Origin of the sequence: Hymenobacter nivis (genome assembly GCF_006439025.1) — a bacterium.
Classification (GTDB): Bacteria; Bacteroidota; Bacteroidia; order Cytophagales; family Hymenobacteraceae; genus Hymenobacter; species Hymenobacter nivis_A.
The window spans coordinates 38,790-60,001 of the sequence record NZ_RCYZ01000001.1; the positions used below are offsets into that span (position 1 = coordinate 38,790).

General features: G+C 65.9%; 13 protein-coding genes. 7 read left to right on the forward strand and 6 right to left on the reverse strand.

Features of this window, described 5'->3' with window-relative positions:
- Positions 1-78: 78 nt before the first annotated feature.
- Entirely contained in the window at positions 79-2,592 is a 2,514-nt protein-coding gene (locus tag EAH73_RS00155; protein WP_140464293.1) for a M1 family aminopeptidase, read from the reverse strand.
- 213 nt (positions 2,593-2,805) lie between these two features.
- Between EAH73_RS00155 and EAH73_RS00160 the strand changes: the two genes are divergently transcribed.
- The 3 genes from EAH73_RS00160 to EAH73_RS00170 all read left to right on the forward strand — a co-directional run bounded on the left by EAH73_RS00160 (position 2,806) and on the right by EAH73_RS00170 (position 6,269).
- Complete coding sequence (locus EAH73_RS00160; RefSeq protein ID WP_140464294.1) at positions 2,806-3,282, forward strand: hypothetical protein; 477 nt, start codon at positions 2,806-2,808, stop codon at positions 3,280-3,282.
- Between the two features lie 417 nt (positions 3,283-3,699).
- Positions 3,700-5,682 carry a TonB-dependent receptor plug domain-containing protein gene (locus EAH73_RS00165; protein ID WP_140464295.1) on the forward strand — a complete coding sequence of 661 codons (1,983 nt, stop codon included), beginning with the start codon at positions 3,700-3,702 and terminating at the stop codon, positions 5,680-5,682.
- A 77-nt stretch (positions 5,683-5,759) separates the two neighbouring features.
- Positions 5,760-6,269: a hypothetical protein gene (locus EAH73_RS00170; protein WP_140464296.1), complete on the forward strand. Its 510-nt coding sequence runs from the start codon at positions 5,760-5,762 to the stop codon at positions 6,267-6,269.
- A gap of 143 nt (positions 6,270-6,412) precedes the next feature.
- Here the strand turns inward: EAH73_RS00170 and uvrA are convergent, their stop codons facing one another.
- Both uvrA and EAH73_RS23445 read right to left on the reverse strand, forming a co-directional pair.
- Positions 6,413-8,950, reverse strand: a complete 2,538-nt coding sequence (uvrA, locus tag EAH73_RS00175; protein ID WP_140464297.1) for an excinuclease ABC subunit UvrA — start codon at positions 8,948-8,950, stop codon at positions 6,413-6,415.
- Between the two features lie 245 nt (positions 8,951-9,195).
- The gene (locus EAH73_RS23445) at positions 9,196-9,561 is read right to left on the reverse strand and encodes a hypothetical protein (RefSeq protein ID WP_205012943.1); all 366 of its coding nucleotides are present in this window, start codon (positions 9,559-9,561) and stop codon (positions 9,196-9,198) included.
- 267 nt (positions 9,562-9,828) lie between these two features.
- Between EAH73_RS23445 and EAH73_RS00185 the strand changes: the two genes are divergently transcribed.
- Positions 9,829-12,003 carry a bifunctional alpha,alpha-trehalose-phosphate synthase (UDP-forming)/trehalose-phosphatase gene (locus tag EAH73_RS00185; RefSeq protein ID WP_140464298.1) on the forward strand — a complete coding sequence of 725 codons (2,175 nt, stop codon included), beginning with the start codon at positions 9,829-9,831 and terminating at the stop codon, positions 12,001-12,003.
- A 291-nt stretch (positions 12,004-12,294) separates the two neighbouring features.
- Here EAH73_RS00185 and EAH73_RS00190 read toward each other — a convergent pair whose 3' ends face one another.
- On the reverse strand, positions 12,295-12,666 hold the full coding sequence (locus tag EAH73_RS00190) for a glyoxalase (protein WP_140464299.1): 372 nt from the start codon (positions 12,664-12,666) through the stop codon (positions 12,295-12,297).
- Positions 12,667-12,956: 290 nt separating this feature from the next.
- Between EAH73_RS00190 and EAH73_RS00195 the strand changes: the two genes are divergently transcribed.
- On the forward strand, positions 12,957-15,482 hold the full coding sequence (locus EAH73_RS00195) for an outer membrane beta-barrel family protein (protein ID WP_140464300.1): 2,526 nt from the start codon (positions 12,957-12,959) through the stop codon (positions 15,480-15,482).
- Positions 15,483-15,706: 224 nt separating this feature from the next.
- Positions 15,707-18,382: a TonB-dependent receptor domain-containing protein gene (locus EAH73_RS00200; protein ID WP_140464301.1), complete on the forward strand. Its 2,676-nt coding sequence runs from the start codon at positions 15,707-15,709 to the stop codon at positions 18,380-18,382.
- 85 nt (positions 18,383-18,467) lie between these two features.
- Here the strand turns inward: EAH73_RS00200 and EAH73_RS00205 are convergent, their stop codons facing one another.
- Entirely contained in the window at positions 18,468-20,285 is a 1,818-nt protein-coding gene (locus EAH73_RS00205) for a glycoside hydrolase family 15 protein (RefSeq protein WP_140465254.1), read from the reverse strand.
- 129 nt (positions 20,286-20,414) lie between these two features.
- On the reverse strand, positions 20,415-20,597 hold the full coding sequence (locus EAH73_RS00210) for a hypothetical protein (protein WP_140464302.1): 183 nt from the start codon (positions 20,595-20,597) through the stop codon (positions 20,415-20,417).
- A 228-nt stretch (positions 20,598-20,825) separates the two neighbouring features.
- On the opposite strand from EAH73_RS00210, the gene EAH73_RS00215 reads away from it, so the two are divergent.
- Positions 20,826-21,212, forward strand: coding sequence for a response regulator (locus tag EAH73_RS00215; RefSeq protein WP_140465255.1), 387 nt, complete (start codon positions 20,826-20,828; stop codon positions 21,210-21,212).

The window sequence follows — 21,212 nt, forward strand, 5'->3', positions numbered from 1 at the left end:
AAAAAAGGGACTTCCGGCTGCGGCCGGAAGTCCCTTTTTTGTGCTTGTGCTGGTGCGATGAGGTCCAGCGCCGGGGCCCTATTTGGCCTGCTGAATTTCCTGCACGGCGCGCTCCAGGGTGGCGCGGTTGGCGGGCACGGCGGCGCTGGCCGATTTTTGGATGGGCTCGCTCTGGAGCAGGCCGATGATGGCCTGGTCGGCCCCCTGCGACTTGTACTGGATGCCGATGGCCTTGAGGCGGTCCACGTTTTCGGCGAACAGCTTGGGGTCGTCCAGGCGGGGCAGCATGGCGGCCATGCCGGGCAGCAAGCCCGCCTTGCCCGAGATGGGGGCCGCGTCGAACTTGTCGCGGATGTAGGGCCACTGGGCAGGGCCCCCAGCCACGGCGTAGGTAGAAGCCACGGCACCAACGAGGGCGCCGTGGTCGTCGCTTTCCAGGGCCTGGGCCTTGGCCAGCGCCTGTTGGGGCGCCACTTCGGCCAGGCTTTGCAGCGCCGCGCTCTGCACGCCGTACGAGCGGCTATCGGCCAGGTACTTGGTGAAAGTGGCCGCGTCGCGCTTGTCCTTCAGCTGGCCCAGGGCCCCCAGCACGGTGGCCTGCACGTTGGGGTCTTTTTCGGTGGCCAGCAGCTTGCGCAGGGCCGGGCCGGCGGCTTTGGCCACGGCTTTGTTCTCAAAATCAAGGCTTTGCACGGCGGCCATGCGCAGGCTGTAGTACTTGTCGTTGAGGGCGGCCAAGAGCAGGGCCCGGGCGGCGGGGTCGGTGTCCTGGGCCTCTTTGGCGGCGGCCACGGCCTCGCGGCGGTCCACGTACAGGGGGGCGTGGGCGTACTGGTAGGCGTAGGCGCTAAAGGGCTGGTTGTTAGCTTTCAGCCACACCATCTTCTTCTCGGCGTCCACGTTCACCAGGGCGGGCTGGGCGGCCAGGGGCATCTCAAACGTTTGGCTGGCCTGGGTCATCAGCACGCGCTGGCGCTGGGCCTTGCCGTTCACGTAGTAGTCGATGGCGAACGGCAGGCGGAACGGGGCCCCGGGCTGGGTTTGCTTCACGGTCACGAGCTCGGTTTTGCGGGCCGCGTCCCAGGCGTAGTCGATGGCCACGACCGGGTGGCCGGCCCCAAAGTACCACTGGTTGTAGAACCAGTTCAAATCCTGGCCCGATACGGCTTCCATGGCCAAGCGCATCTGGTGGGCCTCGCCGTTGCCCAGGGCGTTGTCCTTCAGGTACTTTTGCAGGCCGGCGAAGAACACGTCGTCGCCGAGGTAGGTGCGGAGCATGTCCACCACGGCCCCGCCCTTCTGGTAGGTCACGAGGTCAAACATCTCCTCTTTGTCGCCGTAGTGGAAGCGCACGAGGTCCTTGGCGGCGTCGGCGGGGTTGGCCAGGTAGCGGCGCAGGTTGCGGTAGTTGTGGGCGTCGGCGGCGTCGCGGCCGTACTTGTGCTCGGCGTAGAGGCCTTCGGAAAAGTCGGCCATCGACTCGTTCACGGTCAGGTTGCTCCAGCTTTCGGCCGTCACGTAGTCGCCAAACCACTGGTGAAACAGCTCGTGGGCAATCACCGATTCGCTTTCGTACTCGCGGTCCAGCAGCTCGCGGTCGGTCATTTGCACCTGCTCGCCGTGCAGCGTGGCGGTGGTGTTTTCCATGGCCCCGCTCACGTAGTCGCGGGCCACAATCTGGGCGTACTTGTTCCACGGAAACTCCACACCCAGGCGGGTCGAGAAGAATTCGAGCATGTCGGGCGTGTTACCGAAAATCTGCTTGGCGAAGGGCGCGTACTTGGGCTCGAGGTAGTAGTTCACCTCCTTGCCGCGCCAGGTGTCTTTGTATATTTTGAAGTCGCCCACTGCCATCATGAACAAGTAGGGCGCGTGGGGCAGGTCCATCTTCCAGGTGTCGGTGCGCAGGCCGGGGCCCGCGGGCACCTGGCTCACCAGCTTGCCATTGCTGAGCGTCACGTACTTACTGGGCACGGTCATGGCAATTTCCTCGGTCGACTTCTGGTTGGGCCGGTCGATGGTGGGGAACCAAGCCGACGAGGCCTCGGTCTCGCCCTGCGTCCAGATTTGCACCGGCTTGCCCTTGGTGGTGCTATCGGGGTTGATGAAGTACAGGCCCTTGGCGTCGGTAATGGCGGCCGAGCCCTTCACCTTCAGCTCGTTGGGTTTGGCCACGTAGTCGAGGTACACGGTGTAGGCCTCGCCGGGCTTGAAGCTGCGGCCCAGGTTGACGTACACGTTGTTCTGGTCGGTGTAGGTGAACTGGAGCGGCGTCTGCTGGGTGCCGTTCATCAGGGCCACCGCCTTGATGTCCATGCCCTTGGCGTCGAGCCGCAGCGAGTCGGTGGCGTAGCCGTGGGGCTTGAGCGTGATCCAGGCCTGGCCGTAGAGGTAGCGCTTGGCATAGTCGAACTTCACGGCCAGCTTGGTGTGCACCAAGTCGTTGACCTTGGTGGACGAGGCGCGGTAGGGCCCCAGGTCGGCGGCGGGCGGATCGGTGGCGGGCAGCGGCGGGGTGGGCGGAACCGGGGTTTGGCCCAGGGCAGGGCCGGCCAGCAGGCCCAGCAGGCCCAGCGCGGAAGCGTATTTCATAAAAAGCAGCGGTGGTAGGGAGTCGGGGCCCAAAGATGCAGGATTTGGGCCACGCGTTGCGCACCGGGGCCCCGGCCGCGCGGCCGGCGGGCGTGGGCACGCGGCCCCGGTTGCCAGCTTTACCGGGCCGCTTCGGTTGCACAAACCCGCCGGGGCCCCGCCGGTGCAGCCCCCGGGCCCCTACCTTTGCGGCTCATTACCCCCCGAACCGACTTGGACAGCCCCACCCCTACCGCCGCTTTCGACAAGGCCCGCACGGGCCTGTGGACGAGCTTGCAGAAGCACTTGGCCACGGTGTACGCGGCCGAAGCGGCCTACCGGCAGGCGGTGGCCTTCGCCCCGGACGTTCCCTTTGCGGCGGCCGATGCCACGGACGACCAGCTCGACGCCTACCACAAGCAGCGCAGCGCCCTGCGGGACCTCTTTGCGGACGAAACCACGCAGCTCGACCAGCTGACCAAGGCCATCCGCACCAAAGGCTACGCGGCCGACGAAAAGAAGCAGCTCTACGTGTTGCTGCTGGGCTACGTGGACATTGCCGCTTCGGTGTTTGCCCTGCTGGATTCGCACGCCCCCAGCGCGCTGGCCCCGGACGAAGAGCTGGCGGAAACCAAGGCGCGGTTTGACCGGGTGAAAAACTTTGCCCGCCTGAACGTGAAAGGCGTAGCTGGGCTACTAACAAGCCTATAGGAACGCGGCGATGGCCCAGGAGCCAGCCATTTTACCGCTGGCAGCAGGCCTAAGCAGTGGTTGAAGTGGACAGCGCAGCCGCCGCCCGCACCCGGAAGTGCGCCAACTGCGCGCCCAACGCAAGCGGGCTGGGCAGGCGCCCGGGATGGGGCGCGCTCACGATAAAACGTAAACGCGGTGCTTTTTCGGTCAATTGTTGGGGGCCGCTGGCACCGAAACTGGGCAAAACCGACGAGCTAGATGCGCAGGACTTGGGCCGTGCGTTGCGCCCCGGGGCCCCGGCCGCGGGGCCGCTGATCGTCCGTGCGTTATGGCAATTACCAGATTTTTTGGGCTGTTCCGCTTACGCAAACCCGGCGGGGACCCGCCGGTGCGGCCTTGGGGGCCCTAGCTTTGCGGCGTCATTTCACCCCAACCATGCTGGCCATACGCACCACTGCTACTCTTTTCGGCACTTTTTTTACCCTCAACGCCCTGGCTCAGACGGCCCCGGCCGACAGTGCCCGCACCCTGCGCGAGGTGACGGTGTACGCCTCGCGCTTGGGCCAGGCGGCGGGCCAAACGGGCCGGGCCGTGACGGTTATCCCCGGCAGCCGGCTGAACGAGTACCCGGTGCTCTCGCTCGACGACTTGCTGCGCGTGCTGCCGGCGCTGGAGGTGCAGAGCCGCGGCAGCTTCGGGGCCCAGGCCGACGTGACGCTGCGCGGCTCAACCTTCACGCAGGTGCTGCTGCTGCTCGACGGCATGCGGCTGAACGACCCGCTCACGGGCCACTTTGCGGGCTACTTGCCCATCAGCCCGGCCGAAATCGAGCAGATTGAGATTGTGCGGGGCCCCGGCGCGGCCCTGTACGGGCCCGACGCGGTGGGCGGCTTCATCAACATCGTCACCAAAACCTTCGCCGCCACCCACCGGCCCGACGGCACCCAGCTAGCCGCCACGTTCCAATCGGGCGAGTACGGGCTGAAAAGCACCAATCTGGGCTTTTACGGCCAAGAGAAGGGCCTGCGCCTAGCCGGGGGCTTGTTGAACAACACGGCCAGCGGCCAGCTGCTCGACGCGCCCGGCGGGGGCCGCAACGACGTGAAGCTCAACACCTACTCGCTGTCGGGGGCCTACGACATCACGCCGAAGCTCAGCGCCGCGGCCCGCGCCAGCTTCGACCGGCGCGACTTCAACGCCCAGAACTATTACACCACCAACCTGGGCGACCGGGCCCGCGAAACCTTCACCCGCGACTGGTACCAGGGCCAGCTGCGCTACGAGTGGAGCGCCAAGGCCCGCACCGAACTGCAAATTGTGGGCACGGCGAGTACCGATTACTACGTGTACACGCCGACCTCCGTGCCCAGCGACCACCTCATGCACTACCTCAACGTGCAGGGCCAGCACCAGCTGCAAATCAGCCCCAAGCTGCGGGCCACGCTGGGCGGCCAGGCCGACCGCCGCGCCGTGCTCAGCAACGACCGCGGCGACCACGCCGTGTGGCACACGGGGGCCTTTGCCGTGGCCGCCCTCGCCCCCACCCCGGGCCTGAACGTGACGGGGGCCCTGCGCCTCGACCACGACCAGGCCTACGGCACCGAGCTGGTGCCGCAGCTCAACGCCAGCCAGCAGCTGGGCGACAAGCTGACCGTGCGCGGGGCCCTGGGCAAGGCCATCCGGGCGGCCAACTTCACGGAGCAGTACAATTCCAACGTGCGGCCGGGCATCACGCCGGCGGGCTTCAACGTGGGCGACCCGGGCCTGGCGGCCGAGCGCACCTTCAACTACGAGGGCGGCGCGGACTACCAGCCCACGCCGGCGCTGCTGGTGCGCGCCACCTACTTCCACCGCGACGGCCGCAACCTGATTGATTACGTAGCCCAGTCCGGGGCCCAGGTGATTGCCGCCACCGGCCTCACGAACATTAACCCCAATAGCAGCTACCGCTTCGCCCAGAACCTGTTCAGCGTGACCACCCAAGGCGTGGAAACCGAGGTGCAGGCGCAGGCGCAGCTGGCGGCCGGCCTGCGCCTGAACGGCTCGCTGGGCTACACCTACGTGAACCTTGATAACCGGAGCGGCGTGGCCTCGCAGTACCTCTCCAACGTGGCGCGCCACCTCGTGACGGGGGCCCTGAGCCTGACCCATCGCCGGGCCAACTTCGCGTTCAGCGGCGTGTTCAAGCAGCGCGCCGCCCAGCAAACCGACCCGGCCAGCGCCACGGCCCTGCCCAGCGTGCTCACCCCCACCTACGCCGTGTTCAATATTCGCCTCGAAGTGGCGCTGCTGCCCGGCCGCCTCTGGGTGCTGGGCCAGGTGCAAAACCTGTTCGACGCCCGCTACGCCGACCTGCTGGGAGCCCAAATGCCCCGGCGCTGGAGCATGCTGGGCGCCCGCCTGGCGCTGGGAAAGTAAGTAGTTTATGAAGTATGAATGAGGAAGATGGGACGGTTTGTAGCGTACTTGGCGCTGCAAACCGTCCCATCTTTTTTATGCGCTGTTTTCTACTTTATCTGTTGCTTTTCCTAGCCGGTGGTCGGGCTTTTGCCCAAACCACGCCGTCGATGGCCCGCACCGACTCATTGGTGGCCGCTTCGCAGGCGGTGGTGCAGGCCCAGCAACTGGCGGCCCAGGCCAGCGCGGCCACCGCCCAAGCCAACGCGGCCACCGATACCGTGGGGGCCCTGCACCGGCTGTACGCGGCGCGGCGGCATCGGCGCCTGCTGATTGCAGGTGGCTTCATAGCGGTTACCGCGGCCGGCCTGGCCATCGACCAAAATAGGGACAATCCCGGGCAATACCAGGGCTTGGTTAACATAGCCTTCGTGGTCTTAGTGGGCGTGCCGGTACTGGCGGCTAATTTTTTCTACCACGCCCACTACAGCCGCAAAAAGGAGCGGCGCACCATTGCCGCCTTCGAAGCCCACCAGTTGCCCGCGTCCACCAAGGCCCAGCTGCAAAGCAAGTTTTTCCAACTGCCAAACAGCGCCACGCAGCGCTAGCTGGGGGCCCCCGGCGCGTGGCCTGAGGGCCCGTTCCGCAGCCTGTGTATCGAGTTAAAAGTTGAGGGTTAAAAGTAAAAACACACAATCGTTGTGTTTTTACTTTTAACCCTCAACTTTTAACTCCACTTTGGCGACTTGCCCTACCCTGATAGGAACCGCGCCAGGTACGGCGCAATGCGGCTGGCGGGGGCCCCGGCCACGTCGGCCGGGGGCGCGGCGATGACCACTTTGCCGCCCTCGTCGCCGGCGCCGGGGCCGATGTCGATGAGCCAGTCGGCGGCGGCGATGACGCGCATTTCGTGCTCCACCACCACCACCGTGTTGCCGGCTACGACCAGGGCGTTGAGTTGCAGGAGCAGGCGCTCCACGTCGGAGGGGTGCAGGCCGGTGGTGGGCTCGTCGAGCACGTAGAGGGTGTGGCCGCGGGCGGGGCGCTGCAGCTCGGTGGCGAGCTTCACGCGCTGGGCCTCGCCGCCGCTGAGCTCGGTGGCGGGCTGCCCGAGGCGCAGGTAGCCCAGGCCCACGTCGCGCAGCACGGTGAGGGGCCGGCGCACGGTGGCGTCTTCCGAGAAGAAGGCCCAGGCGTCGTCCACGGTCAGGCCCAGCACGTCGGCAATGCTTTTGCCCTGGTACTTGATTTCCAGCGTTTTCTCGTTGTAGCGGGCCCCGTGGCACACCGGGCAGGGCGCGTACACGCTGGGCAAAAACAACAGCTCCACCATCACGAAGCCTTCGCCCTGGCAGTTTTCGCAGCGCCCCTTGGCCACGTTGAACGAGAAGCGGCCGGCGTCGTAGCGCCGCTTCTTGGCCTCGGGGGTGGCGGCGAACAGCTGCCGCACGGGGTCGAACAGGCCCGTGTAGGTGGCCAGGTTGGAGCGCGGCGTACGGCCGATGGGGCGCTGGTCTACCTGCACCAAGCGGCGGATGCCGGCCAGGCCCTGGGCCAAGTGGCCGCCGGTGGCCTCGGGCGCGGCGCGCTCCAGCGGGTCGCCTTCCTCGTCTTCGGCAGGCAGGGCCTGGCCGAGCTGGGCGGCCACCAGCTCCACCAGCACCTGGCTCACGAGGCTGGATTTGCCCGAGCCCGACACGCCCGTGACGGCCGTGAAGACGCCCAACGGAAAGTCAACGTCCAGGTTGCTAAGGTTGTGGCGCGTGACGCCGCGCAATTGCAGCCAGCCGGCGGCCGGGCGCGGCGCGGGCAGCGCGGGCTTCGTAGCGTCAAAGAGGTAGCGGCGGGTTTGCGACTCGGCCACGGCGGCCAGGCCAGCGGGTGGGCCGCTGTAGAGGATGCGGCCGCCCAGGGCCCCGGCCTGGGGCCCCACGTCCACGAGCCAGTCGGCCTGGCGCACCACGTCGAGGTTGTGCTCGACCACGAACAGCGAATTGCCCGCTTTTTTCAGGCCGGCCAGGGCCGCGAGCAGCGCCTCGGTGTCGGCCGGGTGCAGGCCGGCGGAGGGCTCGTCGAGCACGTACACCACCCCGAACAGGTTGGAATACAGCTGGGTGGCGAGCCGCAGCCGCTGCAGCTCGCCGGGCGAGAGCGTGGGCGTGCCGCGCTCCAGCGACAGGTAGCCCAGGCCCAAATCGAGCAACACGGCCAGGCGGGCCACCAAGTCAGCGGCGATGCGCTGCGTGACGATGGCCTTCTCCGGCGCGGCGGCTTCAGCCTTCTTGCTCAGCGCCTTGGCGTCGGCGTAGGGCCCCAGCACGTCGGCCAGGCGCTTGAGGGGCAGGCGTGAGAAATCGGCAATGTCGAGCCCAGCGAAGGTCACGGCCAGGGCCTCCTGGCGCAGGCGCTTGCCGTGGCAGGTGGGGCACTCCTGGCTGAGCATGTACTGGGCCACGCGCTTCTTCATCAGGGCGCTTTGGGTGGTGGCGAAGGTGTGCAGCACGTGCCGCTTCACGCCCGTGAAGGTGCCCATGTAGTTGGGCGGCTCCTTGCGCTTGAGGGCCCGCTGGGTCTGCTCGGGCGAGTAGCCGGGGTACACGGGTACCACGGGCTGCTCGTCGGTGAACAGGATCCAGTCGCGGTCCTTTTGGGGCAAGTCCTGCCAGGGCGTGTCCACGTCGTAGCCCAGCGTCACGAGGATGTCGCGCTGGTTTTGGCCGCCCCAAGCCTGGGGCCACGCCGCAATGGCCCGCTCGCGGATGGTGAGCGTGGGGTCGGGCACCATGGTTTGCTCGGTCACTTCGTACACGCGGCCCAGGCCGTGGCAGGTGGGGCAGGCGCCCTCGGGCGTGTTGGGCGAAAAGCCCTCGGCGTACACAATACCTTGGCCCTTAGGATAATCACCGGCCCGCGAGTACAGCATCCGCAGCAGGTTGGCGAGCGTGGTGACCGAGCCCACCGACGAGCGGGTGCTGGGGGCCCCGCGCTGCTGCTGCAACGCCACGGCCGGCGGCAGCCCGTCGATGCGGTCCACCTCGGGCACCGCCATTTGGTGGAACAGGCGCCGCGCGTAGGGCGACACCGACTCGAGGTAGCGGCGCTGGGCCTCGGCGTAGAGCGTGCCAAAGGCCAGGCTGGACTTGCCCGACCCCGACACGCCGGTGAACACCACCAGCGCGTCGCGCGGGATGTCCACGTCCACGTTTTGCAGGTTGTGCTCGCGGGCGCCGCGCACGGTTACGTAGCCGGCAAGCGGCTCATGGTTAGTTTTTTGGGAAGAATTGGCCATACACAGCAGAGCAAAAACGAGCCGGCGGGTAGCGGCGGCGCGACTTTCCCATACGCAAGTGGGGCCCCGGCATCTGGCTCTGGGGCCCTACTTTTTGACCGCCGGGACCACCGCGCGGCTTGCGGCAGCGGCTGAAGCGTAGCAAAGCGCATGCTCATCAAGCACCGCGGCACCCCACGCAAACGGCCGCGGCGGGAATTGCTCCCACCGCGGCCGTTCAATACTATTCTTAAAAGCGCCCTGGGCTAGCGCCCGCGGCCGCCCCGCCCGCCAAAGCCGCCGCGGGGGCCGCCGCCCCCAAAGCCGCCACGGGGGCCGCCGTTGAAGCCGGCGCGGGGGTTGCCGTTGCCGCGGCCGTCGCTGTAGTGGCCGTGGCCGCCGCGGTAGGCACCGCCCCGGTTAGGCACCACGATGACGTTGGGGCGCGGGGCGTAGTAAGGCCGCCGCGCGTAGTAGCCAGGGGCCCCGTAGCCGTAGCCGGGGGCCCCGTAGTAACCGGGCCCGCCGTAGCCGCCACCGCCGTAGTAGCCGCCGGCCCCGACGGAAGCGGTACAGCCGCTGAGCAGCACCACAAACAGCCCCAAAACGAACAACATGGATTTAGCTTTCATATCGATAAGCGCCGGAGCGCGTCAGTTAAAAGTGAAAGGATAACATTGGTATACTATACAAATTGCCGGCCAGAATAATTGCCGGCCCCAGGGCCCTACGCGCCGCTGGGGCCTGGGGCGGGGCGCGGTTGGGCGGGTTTGGGGGGCCGGCGGCTGGCCGGGGCGCGGGGGCCCCGGGGGCCGAAATATGAGGAAGCAGTGAGCCGAATGCCCCGTTTTTGGTGTTATCCCCGTATACCATCGGATTCTACCATCCGCACACCCCGCATGCCCAGAACAATTATTGTTTCTAACCGCCTCCCCACCAAAGTACAACGCACCGACGACGGCCTCACCTTTCAGCCCAGCGAAGGCGGCCTGGCCACGGGCCTGGGATCCATCTACCGCCAGGAAGGCAATGTGTGGGTGGGCTGGCCGGGCCTATTTCTAGAAGATGCCACCGAAGAGCAGTACATCACCGAGGCTTTGCGGGGCGACAGCATGGCCCCGGTGTTCCTCACGGAATCCGAAATATTAGATTATTACGAGGGCTTCAGCAACTCCACGCTCTGGCCCACCTTCCACTACTTCCCGCAGTTTGCCACCTATGAGCCCGCCCACTGGGCCGCCTACGTGGCCGTGAACGAGAAGTTCTGCCAGGCCGTGCTGGCCCAGGCGGGCCCCGAAGACACGATTTGGGTGCACGACTACCAGCTGATGCTGCTGCCGGCCATGCTGCGCGCGGCCCGGCCCGAGGCCACCATCGGCTTCTTCCTGCACATCCCCTTCCCTTCCTACGAGCTGCTGCGGGTGCTGCCCTGGCGTACCGAGCTGCTACTCGGCCTGCTCGGGGCCGACCTCGTGGGCTTCCACACCTTTGGCTACATGCGGCACTTCCTCAGCGCCGTAACGCACCTGCTGGGCCACACCACCACCAACGGGCTGATTGAAACGCCTACCCGCACGGTGCTCGTCGATGCTTTCCCGATGGGCATTGACTACGAGCGGTTTGTGAAGGCCGCGGCCTCCGAAGAAGCCATTCAGCACGAAGCCGTCTACCGCCAGGCCCTGGGCACGAGCCGCGTGGTGCTCTCCATCGACCGGCTCGACTACACCAAGGGCATTGCCCAGCGCCTGCTGGCCTTCGAGCAACTCTTGATGCGCTACCCCGAGTGGGTGGGCCAGGTGAGCTTGATCATGGTGGTGGTGCCCTCGCGCGACCAAGTAGCGCAGTACGCATCGCTGAAGCAGGAAATTGACGAGCTGGTGGGCCGCATCAACGCCCAGTACCGCACCATCGGCTGGAACCCCATCCACTACTTCTACCGCTCGTTTCCGCTTGAGGAGCTGGCCTCCCTCTACCGCCTGGCCGAAGTGGCGCTGGTGACGCCCGTGCGCGACGGCATGAACTTGGTAGCCAAGGAATACATCGCCAGCAAGGCCGACGGCCACGGCGTGCTCATCCTCAGCGAGCGGGCCGGCGCGGCGCGCGAACTCTCCGATGCCCTGCTCATCAACCCTACCGACCTGGTGGGCCATGCCGAGGCCCTGCACCAGGCCCTGGTGATGCCCGAGGATGAGCAGGCCCAGCGCCTCGACGCCATGCGGGCCCTGGTGAAGCGCTACAACGTGTTTTCGTGGACGAAGCTGTTCATGAACCAGCTCACCTACAGCAAGATGAAGCAGCACACAATGGCCACCGATTTCCTGAGCCCCAACACCATCGACCGGCTGGTGGCCGACTACCGTGCCGCGCCCCGGCGCTTGCTGCTGCTCGACTACGACGGCACCCTGACCAGCTTCCACCCCGATCCCCAGCGCGCCGAGCCCGACTTTGAGCTGCGCCTGCTGCTGCGGGCCCTCGCCGACAACCCCCAGAACCGGGTGGTCGTCATCAGTGGGCGCGACCGGACCACGCTGCAAAAGTGGCTCGGCGACCTGCCCATCGACTTCATTGCCGAGCACGGCGTGTGGCTGCGCCCGGCCGGCCAGGAGTGGGAGCTGTTTCAGGCCCTGAACAACGACTGGATGCGCGAAATGCGCCCGGTGCTCGATCTGTACGTGGCCCGCACCGCCGGCTCGTTTGTGGAGGTAAAGGACTACTCGCTGGTGTGGCACTACCGACGCGCCGACGCCGACCTGGGGGCCGTGCGCGCCCGCGAGCTGCTCACCCACCTCACCTTCATGACCTCGAACACCGACTTGCAGGTAATGGAGGGCAATAAGGTCATCGAAATCAAGAACGCCGGCATCCACAAGGGGGCCGCCGCCAGCCGCTGGCTGGCCCAGTACCCAGCCGATTTTGTAATGGCCCTCGGCGACGACCGCACCGACGAAGACACCTTCCGGGCCCTGCCCGACGCGGCCTACACCATCCGGGTGGGCACCGGGGCCCGCTCGCGCGCCCGCTTCCACCTACCGGGCGTGCCAGCGGTGCGCGAATTACTCCGCAAGCTGCTCTAGGCACTGAGCCATTAGCTGATGAATTTTACTCTTATTGTCAGTCAGTTACAAAATAAAACGGTAGCTGTTTGCTTTTGTAACTGATTACGCAAACGCAGCCGTACGAAACAGCGTGGCCCCAACCAATCGGTTGGGGCCACGCTGTTTTTGTTTAGGGCCCCCACCGGCCCCGGCGCACCTGGGCCGGTGGGGGCCCTAATTCCTTAGTCCGCGTGCGTGGCGAATAGCGGCAGTTCCTGGTTTGATAGGGCCGTGCCGTCCCCGGGGCAAGCAGGCGCCGCCTTAGCCAATTCACTGTCCTTTATTGAACTCGCCGATGTGCCACAGCACGCCGGAAGGGTCGTGGACGAACCCCTCCTTGCCCCAAGCTTCCTGCCGGATGGGCACGAGGCGGACGCCCTCGCACTGGCCGGGCAAGTCCAGCGCCGTTAGCTCCGCCCAAAACTGCTCCACGTCCGCCACTTCCAGAAACAGCATGGTGTTGTCAACCCAATCTTGCACGTAGGCGTCCTGCAAATAAAAGCCGGCGCCCGGTAGCGCGAAATAGGACAGGGCCGGTGAGACAATCGTTTCGGTGAAGCCGAAGGCGCGGTAGAAGCGGCGCGAAACGGCAAAATCTCGGGCGCCAACAAACGGGCGAATGGAAAGGGCTGGGGTGGGCATGGGGTCAGAAATTGCAGAAAACGAGGTGGCAGGGGACCAGCGCTACGGGGCAAGATGGGGCTTCCTTGCCAATTATTAGGCCCCAGGCAGGGGCGCGCAATTGCGGGCTCATTACTCGCTACCTACGCAGCCTAATCAGCCTAATCAGCATGAAGTTCTGTTAAAATTAAACCAAGGAAATATATCATTGCAACTACCGGCGGCGTTTACCTTTGGCAGCTAAGAGGGCATCTGGGCTGCAACTAACTGGGTCCACTTTGTCTCCTTAAGCCGTTCTCTTCCTTCCTTCTATGAAACATTTTTCCGTTGTGGGTTGCCGGCTGCTGCCGTTGCTGTTTTTTATACTGCTCGGCCAGCGGGCGGCGGCCCAGGCCCCCGCGCCGGGCAGCGGCTCGGTGACGGGCACGGTGCTCGATTCGCTCACGCGGCAGCCGGTGCCGTTTGCCACAGTGGTGCTGCTGCCGCCGGCCCCGTCGGAGAAAACCGTCGCGGGGCAATCGGCCGACGAGCAGGGCCACTTTGCGCTGACGAAAGTGCCCGCGGGCAGCTACCGGCTCCGCGTCAGCTTTGTGGGCTACGGCGTGCGCACCCAGGCCGTGACGGTGGCCAACGGGGCCCTGGCGCTGGGCCCCATCCGGCTGCCGGCCACGGCCCAGCGGCTGGGCGAGGCGGTGGTGGTGGCCCAGCGGCCGCTGATGGAAGTGAAGCCCGACCGCCTGGTGTACAACGCCGAGCAGGACGTGACCAACGCCGGCGGCACCGCCCAGGACGTGCTGCGCAAGGCCCCGCTGCTGGCCATCGACGGCGACGACAACGTGACGATGCGCGGCAACAGCAACTTCAAGGTGCTGATTAATAACAAGCCCTCGCCCACGCTGGCCGCCAACTTGAAGGAAGCCCTCAAGAGCATTCCGGCCGACCAGATTAAATCGGTGGAAGTAATTACCACGCCGCCGGCCAAGTACGACGGTGAGGGCACGGCCGGCATCATCAACATTGTGCTGAAAAAGGGTGCCAAGCAGGGCCTCAACGGCACGGTGGGGGCCAACGCCGGCAGCCGCGGCAGCAACGGTAACGGCTCGCTCAACTTCCGCCAGGGCAAGTTCAATTTCACCTCCTCGGCCAACGGCGGGCTGAACTACAACAACCGCAGCTCGTCGAATAGCGAGCAGGTAACCTACCGCAGCACCCGCAACGACACGCTGCGCCAGAACGGCAGCGGCAGCAACACCGGCTACTACGGCTCGGGCTCGCTGGGCCTCGATTACGACCCCGCCGAGCACCACAGCCTCTCGCTCAACGGCTCGTTTTTCAGCTACGGCGGCGCCAGCCAGTCGGGCAACCTCAACCGCTACACCACGCCGCTGCCGGGCTTCGGGGCCCTGTTCCTGCGCGACACCCGCTCGACCTACAACGGCGGCAACGCGGAGGTGACCGGCACCTACACCCGCACTTATAAGCAAGAGCGCCGCGAGTGGAGCAACATCTTGCAGTACGCCTACAACGGCAACCGCAACGGCTACGAGTTCAACCAGTTCAACAACTCCGAGCAGCCGCTCGACGTGGGCCAGGCCAGCTACCGCGAGCGCAGCCTCACCCGCCTGCCGGGCCACGAGTACACGCTGCAAAGCGACTACACCCTGCCCCTGGGCGAGAAGAAAACCCTGGAATTTGGCGTGAAGGGCATTTTGCGCCTCACCGGCTCGCAGGCGCAAGTCGACACGCTGTTTCCGGGCCGGGCCGCCGATTTTGCCACTTCCCGGTTCCGCGGCACCTCGTTTGATTACCGGCAGGACGTGGAGGGCGCCTACGCCACCTACAACTTCAACCCCACCGCGAAGCTGCACCTGGGCCTGGGCGGCCGCGTGGAGCGCACGGGCCTCTGGGCTGAGTTTGCCAACACCAACACCGGCATCCCCTACCGCAGCTACGTCACGCCGCTGCCCAACGCCAACCTGAGCTACGAGCTGAGCAAAACCAGCAGCCTGCGCCTGGCCTACAGCCGCCGCATCAGCCGCCCCTACATCTACTACCTCAACCCCTACGTCAACCGCAGCAACCCCATCAGCTACTCCTACGGCAACCCCAACCTCGACCCCGAGCTGACGCACTCGGTGGAGCTGAGCTACAACAACTTCATCAAAACGACGTCCTTCAACATCGCGCTGTCGGTACTGCGCACGGGCAACTCCATCGAGCAGGTGAGCTTTTCCAGCACCCAGCCGCTGCTGCCCGTGCCCGACGAGATTGTGCCCGCCGCCAACCTGATCCTGGAAACCAGTGCCAACGTGGCCAGCAACACCGCCTTCCAGCTCAACGGCTACGTTTCGGCCAAGCCCACCGAAAAGTGGAGCCTCAGCATGGGCGGCAACCTGGAGTACCTGATGCTGCGCAGCACGGCCCTGAGCCTGACGCGGAGCGGGTTCGCCGGCAACTACAACGTCAACACCTCCTACAAGGCCACCAAGACGCTGACGCTGCAGGGCAACCTGTACCACAGTTTGTCGCGGCCCACGCTGCAAGGGCGCAACAGCGGCTTCATCTTCTACGGCCTGGGCTTGCGCCAAACGCTGCTCAAGGGCCGCGCCGACGTATCGTTCAACGCCCAGTACCCCTTCTCAGCGCAGCGCACGTTTGCTTACGAAACGGCCACGCCTACCTTCTCGCAGAACAGCCGCTACACCAATCAGCAGCGGCAATTTCGGCTGGGCTTCACCTACCGCTTCGGGCAGGCGCAGCAGTCCACGCGCCAGCGCAAAAGCATCCGCAACGACGACATTAAGGGTGGCGGGGGCGGCCAGAGCAGCGGCGGCTAAAGGTTGGCCAAGCAGGCGCTGCCAGGCCTTGTCGGTCGGTCACTCGCAGGGGCCCCAGCCCTATTGCTTTGAAACCCCGGTTGCTTCGGCAGCCGGGGTTTTATTTTTTTAAAGCCCAACCGTGCGCCGCGCTAAAAACAAATTCCTGGCATTATGAGCAAAAAGTGAAACAACCTTTTTACTGCCGGCCACGCCCTTGGGTAGTTACTGCATCGCCCGTCTATATGCCCCCAAGGATTACCCTCACCCGCCTACTGCTGACCACGGCACTGGCCGGCAATGTTCTGCTTAGCCACGGCCAGCAGGGCCCCGCGCGGGGCCCCGGCTCGCTCCCGCCCGGCCGCACCGCCGGGGCCCTAACCGGCACCGTGGCCGATGCCGCCACCGGCCAGCCCATTGGCTATGCCTCGGTGGCGGTGCTGGACGCAGCCGGCGCGCCCGTAAGCGGCGGCGTGTGCGGCCGCGACGGGCAGTTTGCGTTACCGGGCGTGCCGCCGGGCACCTACACCGTGCGCGTCAGCTTCCTAGGCTACCAGGATTTGGTGCGGCCGGGCGTGGTGGTGCCGGCCGATGGGGGCCCCGTGGCCCTGGGGGCCCTGCCGCTGGTGGCCGCGGCCCAAAAACTGGGCGAAGTAGTGGTGACGGCCCGCCAGGCGCTGGTGGAAGAACGGGTGGACCGCACGGTGTACCACGCCGAAAACGACCAGACCACCCGCGGCGGCGACGCCACCGACGTGCTCAAGCGGGTGCCCCTGCTGAGCGTGGACCTCGACGGCAACGTGAGCCTGCGCGGCAACCAAAACATCAAAGTCCTGATCAACAACAAGCCCTCGACCATCATGGCCAACAGCGTGGCCGACGGGCTGCGGCAGATTCCGGCCGACCAGATCAAGACGGTGGAGGTCATCACGTCGCCCTCGGCCAAGTACGACGCCGAGGGCTCGGGCGGCATCATCAACATCGTCACCAAAACCAATACCCTGCGCGGCGGCCAGCTGAGCCTGGACGGCAGCGGCGGCACCCGCTCGGGCACCCTGAACCTGAACGGCGGCTACCGCACCGGCCGCATGGGCTTCGCCCTGGGCGGCTTCGGGCGCGCGGGCTACAACACGCCCGGCAGCTTCACCAACGGCCAGCTGACCACCGACCCCGCCACGGGCCGCCAAACCCGCACCACGCAGGCCGCCGACACGCGCCAGAACCAGCTGTTCGGCCGCTACACGCTGGGCTGGGACTACGACCTCGATAAGCGCAACTCGCTGGCGGCCACGCTCACCTACGGCACCCGCAACGCCACCAACTACCAAGACGCGCTGGCCACGACTACCGCCGCCCTGGCCTCGCCGGGGCCCCCAACCACCTCGGTGCGCAACGTAAAAACCACCGACGACTCGGGCACCATCGACGCGAGCCTGAGCTACACCCACGCCTACGACGTGCCGCAGCGCGAGCTGAGCGCAGTGGCGCTGCTGAGCCGCAACAACCGCACCTTCGCCTTCAACAACGACACCTTCGCGGCCTCCTACGCGGCCCAACTTGGCGCGTCGGGCAACGACAACCGCAGCTCGAACCAGGAACTGACGGCCCAGGTGGACTACCAAACCCCCACCGGCCCCAACCAGCTGCTGGAAGTGGGCGCCAAGGAAATCCGGCGCACCGTGCAGAGCGACTACACGTACTACGGGCAATTGGCTAATTCCCAGGCCGACAATTCCTTTCAATACCGCCAAAACGTGGCCGCTGGCTACGCCGTCTACACCGTGGGCCTGCCCCAAGGCTTCACGCTGAAGCCCGGCGTGCGTTACGAATACACCGCCATCGCGGCCGACTACGACCAGGGCCCCATCGGGAATATTCCCAGCTACGGCATCCTGGTGCCCAGCGTGAATTTGCTGCGCAAGCTCGGCAACGGCAACGTGCTGAAGCTGGCCTACAACCGCCGCATCCAGCGCCCCTCCTTGCAGTTCCTAAACCCGAACGTGCAGGCGGCCAACCCCCTGATTCAGACCGAGGGCAACCCCGAGCTGCGGCCCGAGTACACCAACAACTACGAGCTGGGCTACAGCACGTTGCTCAAGCAAGCCAACCTAAATTTCAGCGCCTTTGCGCGCAATACCACCGGCTCCATCCAATCGGTGCGCACGCCGCTCGGCGACGCCAGTTACCCCGGGGCCGTGCGCGTCACCTACGCCAACGTGGGCCAGGAAGACGCCTACGGCGGCAGCGTGTTTGCCAACCTGGACGTGGGCACCAAGTTCAGCCTCAACGGTAGCGTGGACGCCTACTACGCCGTGCTGCGCAACAACGTGCCCGACCCCCGCTACGCCGCCCGCAACGCCGGCCTCGTGGTGAGTGGCCGCCTCTACGGCAGCTATGCATTGCCCCGGCACTGGGGCTTGCAGGTTTTTGGCTTTTACCGAGGGCAGCAGGTGCAGCTGCAAGGCTACCAAAGCAACTTTGCCACGTACAGCATGAGCTTGAAGCACGACTTCGCCGCCAAGAAAGGCAGCCTGGGCTTCGGGGCCGAAAACTTCTTCTCGCCCAGCAACACCGTGCGCACCGAAATCAGCGGCCCGCTGCTCGCCCAAAGCAGCCGCAACGTGCAGCACATCACCAGCTTCAAGGTGTACTTCAGCTACCGTATCGGCCAGCTCACGGCCGAGCCCCGCGCCCACAAAAACGTGCAGAACAACGACTTGAAGCTGGACGAAAACGGCGGCGGCAGCCAGGGCAGCGGCGCCGCGCCGGCCGCCACCCGGCCCGCACCAGGGGCCCCAGTCCCAGTACCGGCTATGCCCACCGCGCCCACCGCACCGGTGGCCCCAGCAGGTTCGCCCGCGCCGGGCACTGCTGCGCCGGGCAGCGGCCCACCGGCGGGAGCCCCGGGCAAACGTCCGTAATGCTGGAGCCCCGTTGCTTACAGAACAAAACGCAAAAAGCCGTTTGGAATGTGCTCCAAACGGCCTTTTGCGTTAGACATTTAGCTTACGAAGCGGCGCTGCGCTGGGGGCCTACGGTTTCGATGAAGTTGGGCAAATCGAGCTTTTTGGCGATGCGGTAGGCGGCGTTCACCAAGCCCACGTGGCTGTAGGCCTGCGGGAAGTTGCCCCACTGCGAGCCGGTTTTGGCGTCCACGTCTTCGCTGAGCAGGCCCAGGTGGTTGGTGTAGCCTGCTAGTTTATCGAACTCCACGATGGCCTCGTCCACGCGGCCCACGCAGGCCAGCGCGTCCACGTACCAGAACGAGCAGATGAGGAACGTCGTCTCGGGCGTGCCGAAGTCGTCTTCGTGGCGGTAGCGGTAAAACAGGCCCTCGGGCGTTTTCAGCTCCTTTTCCAGGGCCTCCAGGTGGCGGTGGGCCCGGTCGGAGGCGGGGTCGAGGTAGCCCATCATGATGAGCTGGATGGTGCTGGCGTCGAGGTTATCCGAGCCGATGGCGTTGGTGTAGGCCCCTTGCTCGGCGCTGAAGCACTCCTCGATGTGGGCGGCGGCCACGTCGCGCAGGCGCTCGGCCTCAGCCTCCAAGTCGGGGCGGCCCAGGCGGCGGGCTACTCGGATGGCGGCGTGGCTGCCGGCCCAGTGGAAGAGGTAGGTATAGCAGTGGCGCTGGGCAATGTGGCGGAACTCCCAAAGGCCAGCGTCGGGCTCGTCCATCGTCTTGGCAATCATCTCCAACGCGTCCGTTACCAGCTGCTCGGCGTCGCGGCGCGTGGGGTCCTGGAAGCGGGCATCGACGTAGAGCGGCAGCAGGGCCACCAGCACCTGCCCGTACACGTCGTTCTGGATGTGGGTGTAAGCGTCGTTGCCGATGCGCACGGGCTTATTGCCCAGGTAGCCGGCCAAATCCAGCTCCTGCTCCACCAATTTGGCCTCGCCGCTGATGCCGTACAAGGGCTGGTAGCGGGCCTGCTTGGGGCGCGGCAGGTTGGCAATGTACTGGAAGTAGCGGTCCATTTCCTCGAAGTGGCCAATGTTGTTGAAGGCCGTGAGGATGTAGTAGGTGTCGCGCATCCAGCAGTAGCGGTAGTCCCAGTTGCGGGTGCTGCCGGGGGCCTCGGGCAGGCTGGTGGTGGTAGCCGCAATGATGGCCCCGGTGTCTTCGTACTGGTGGATTTTCAGGGCCAGCGCCGAGCGGATGACCTGCTCCTGGCGGAAGTTGCCGATGCTGGTGCTCTTCACCCAGCCGCGCCAGTAGGCCAGCGTGCTGCGCAAAAACTGCTCGGCCGTTTTCTCCAGCGGTGCCTCCAGCGGGGCCCCGTAGGTGAGCACCAGGTACTTGGTTTCGTTCAGCAGGAAGCCCTGCTCGTCGAGCACGTAGGTGAGCGGAATATTGGTCGTGAGGCGGATTTCTTCTTCCAAGCCCAGGTAGGCCACGTGGTTGGAACTGCGGCGGCGCGTGAGGGGCAGGCGGCCGTAGTCGCCCACCGGGCGGCAGGCCACGCGCACGCGGGGCGTGCCGCCGAGGGGCTCCACCTTGCGCACAAACATCAGCGGCTTGTAGTAGCGCTCGTATTGGGCAAAGCGGGGCGCAAAATCCGTCACGCGGTAGCTGCCTTCCGCGGTGGTAATCTCGGTGCAGAGCACGTTGGTATTTTCCTCGTAGTACTGGTGCGAAGTGAAGGCAGCGCCGTCGGCGGGCCGGATGCTGTACTCGCCGCCCTTGTCGTCGTCGAGCAGGCTGCCGAACACAAAGCTGCTGTCGAAGCGCGGCCAGCAGAGCCAGCGCACGGCCGTGTCGGTCCCGATCAGGCCCAGAAAGGCGCAGTTGCCGATCAAGCCCATGTCATACGTGTGTTTGCTCATCAAAATCCGTCGGTTGGTAAGGCGGGCCGGGGCGGCCCTGGGGCTCTGTGTACCCCGTTTGGGGCCCCATAGTTGCCCCGGCCGGGCCCGGGGGCCCCAAAACCAACGGCATTACTTGTTCACCAGCAGCTATTTACGGGCCGTGCCAAAGTTTTCCGGGGCCCCGGGGCTGGGGGCCCTGCTGTGGCGGGGGCCCCCGGTGGCGGCGGCGGGCAGCGGCGCGGCGGGGGCCAGGTGCATGCCCAGGGCCAGCAGCGTGGCCAGCACCAGGGCCAAGTAGTAGCGGAAGTAGCGTTGAATGTTTTCGAGCATGGCCCAGGCGGCGGGGTAAGTGCTTCAAAGGTAGGCCCAAGCCGCGGTCCACGGTTGGCTTTGGGCCCCACAGGCACCCGGCGCTGGGCCAAAGGCAGCATGGGCGGGGCCAACATTTGAAAAACTACATTCACTATTCACTACATTACATATATTAACCGCGTGATTGCACCCTGCCCGAAAACCGCTGCACCGGCCACGCCGCGGGGCCTATACTTTCCCGTTATGATGAAGATTTTAGTTGTCGACGACGAGCCCGATGTGCCGCTGCTGTTCGAGCAGCGCTTCCGCCACGAAATCCGCAGCGGGGCCCTGGCTTTTGCCTTCGCGCCCTCGGGCGAGGCGGCGCTGGAGTACTTGCAGCAGGCGCACCACTACGCGGAGGTGGTGCTCATCCTCTCCGACATCAACATGCCCGGCATGAGCGGGCTGGAGCTGCTGCGGCGCATCCGGCTGGCCCACGCCGGGCCCCGGCCCACGGTGATGATGATTACGGCCTACGGCGACGCCGAGAGCTGCCGCCAGGCCCTGCAGCTGGGGGCCCAGGATTTCCTCACCAAGCCGCTCAACTTCGCCGCCCTGCGGCAGAAACTCGCCCCGCTGCAAGCCGCCTAA

Coding starts and splice junctions, on each gene's coding strand:
- EAH73_RS00155 (WP_140464293.1), bottom strand. CDS start 2,592: ATGAAATACGCTTCCGCGCTGGGCCTGCTGGGCCTGCTGGCCGGCCCT.
- EAH73_RS00165 (WP_140464295.1), top strand. CDS start 3,700: ATGCTGGCCATACGCACCACTGCTACTCTTTTCGGCACTTTTTTTACC.
- EAH73_RS00170 (WP_140464296.1), top strand. CDS start 5,760: ATGCGCTGTTTTCTACTTTATCTGTTGCTTTTCCTAGCCGGTGGTCGG.
- uvrA (WP_140464297.1), bottom strand. CDS start 8,950: ATGGCCAATTCTTCCCAAAAAACTAACCATGAGCCGCTTGCCGGCTAC.
- EAH73_RS23445 (WP_205012943.1), bottom strand. CDS start 9,561: ATGAAAGCTAAATCCATGTTGTTCGTTTTGGGGCTGTTTGTGGTGCTG.
- EAH73_RS00185 (WP_140464298.1), top strand. CDS start 9,829: ATGCCCAGAACAATTATTGTTTCTAACCGCCTCCCCACCAAAGTACAA.
- EAH73_RS00190 (WP_140464299.1), bottom strand. CDS start 12,666: ATGCCCACCCCAGCCCTTTCCATTCGCCCGTTTGTTGGCGCCCGAGAT.
- EAH73_RS00195 (WP_140464300.1), top strand. CDS start 12,957: ATGAAACATTTTTCCGTTGTGGGTTGCCGGCTGCTGCCGTTGCTGTTT.
- EAH73_RS00200 (WP_140464301.1), top strand. CDS start 15,707: ATGCCCCCAAGGATTACCCTCACCCGCCTACTGCTGACCACGGCACTG.
- EAH73_RS00205 (WP_140465254.1), bottom strand. CDS start 20,285: ATGAGCAAACACACGTATGACATGGGCTTGATCGGCAACTGCGCCTTT.
- EAH73_RS00210 (WP_140464302.1), bottom strand. CDS start 20,597: ATGCTCGAAAACATTCAACGCTACTTCCGCTACTACTTGGCCCTGGTG.
- EAH73_RS00215 (WP_140465255.1), top strand. CDS start 20,826: ATGAAGATTTTAGTTGTCGACGACGAGCCCGATGTGCCGCTGCTGTTC.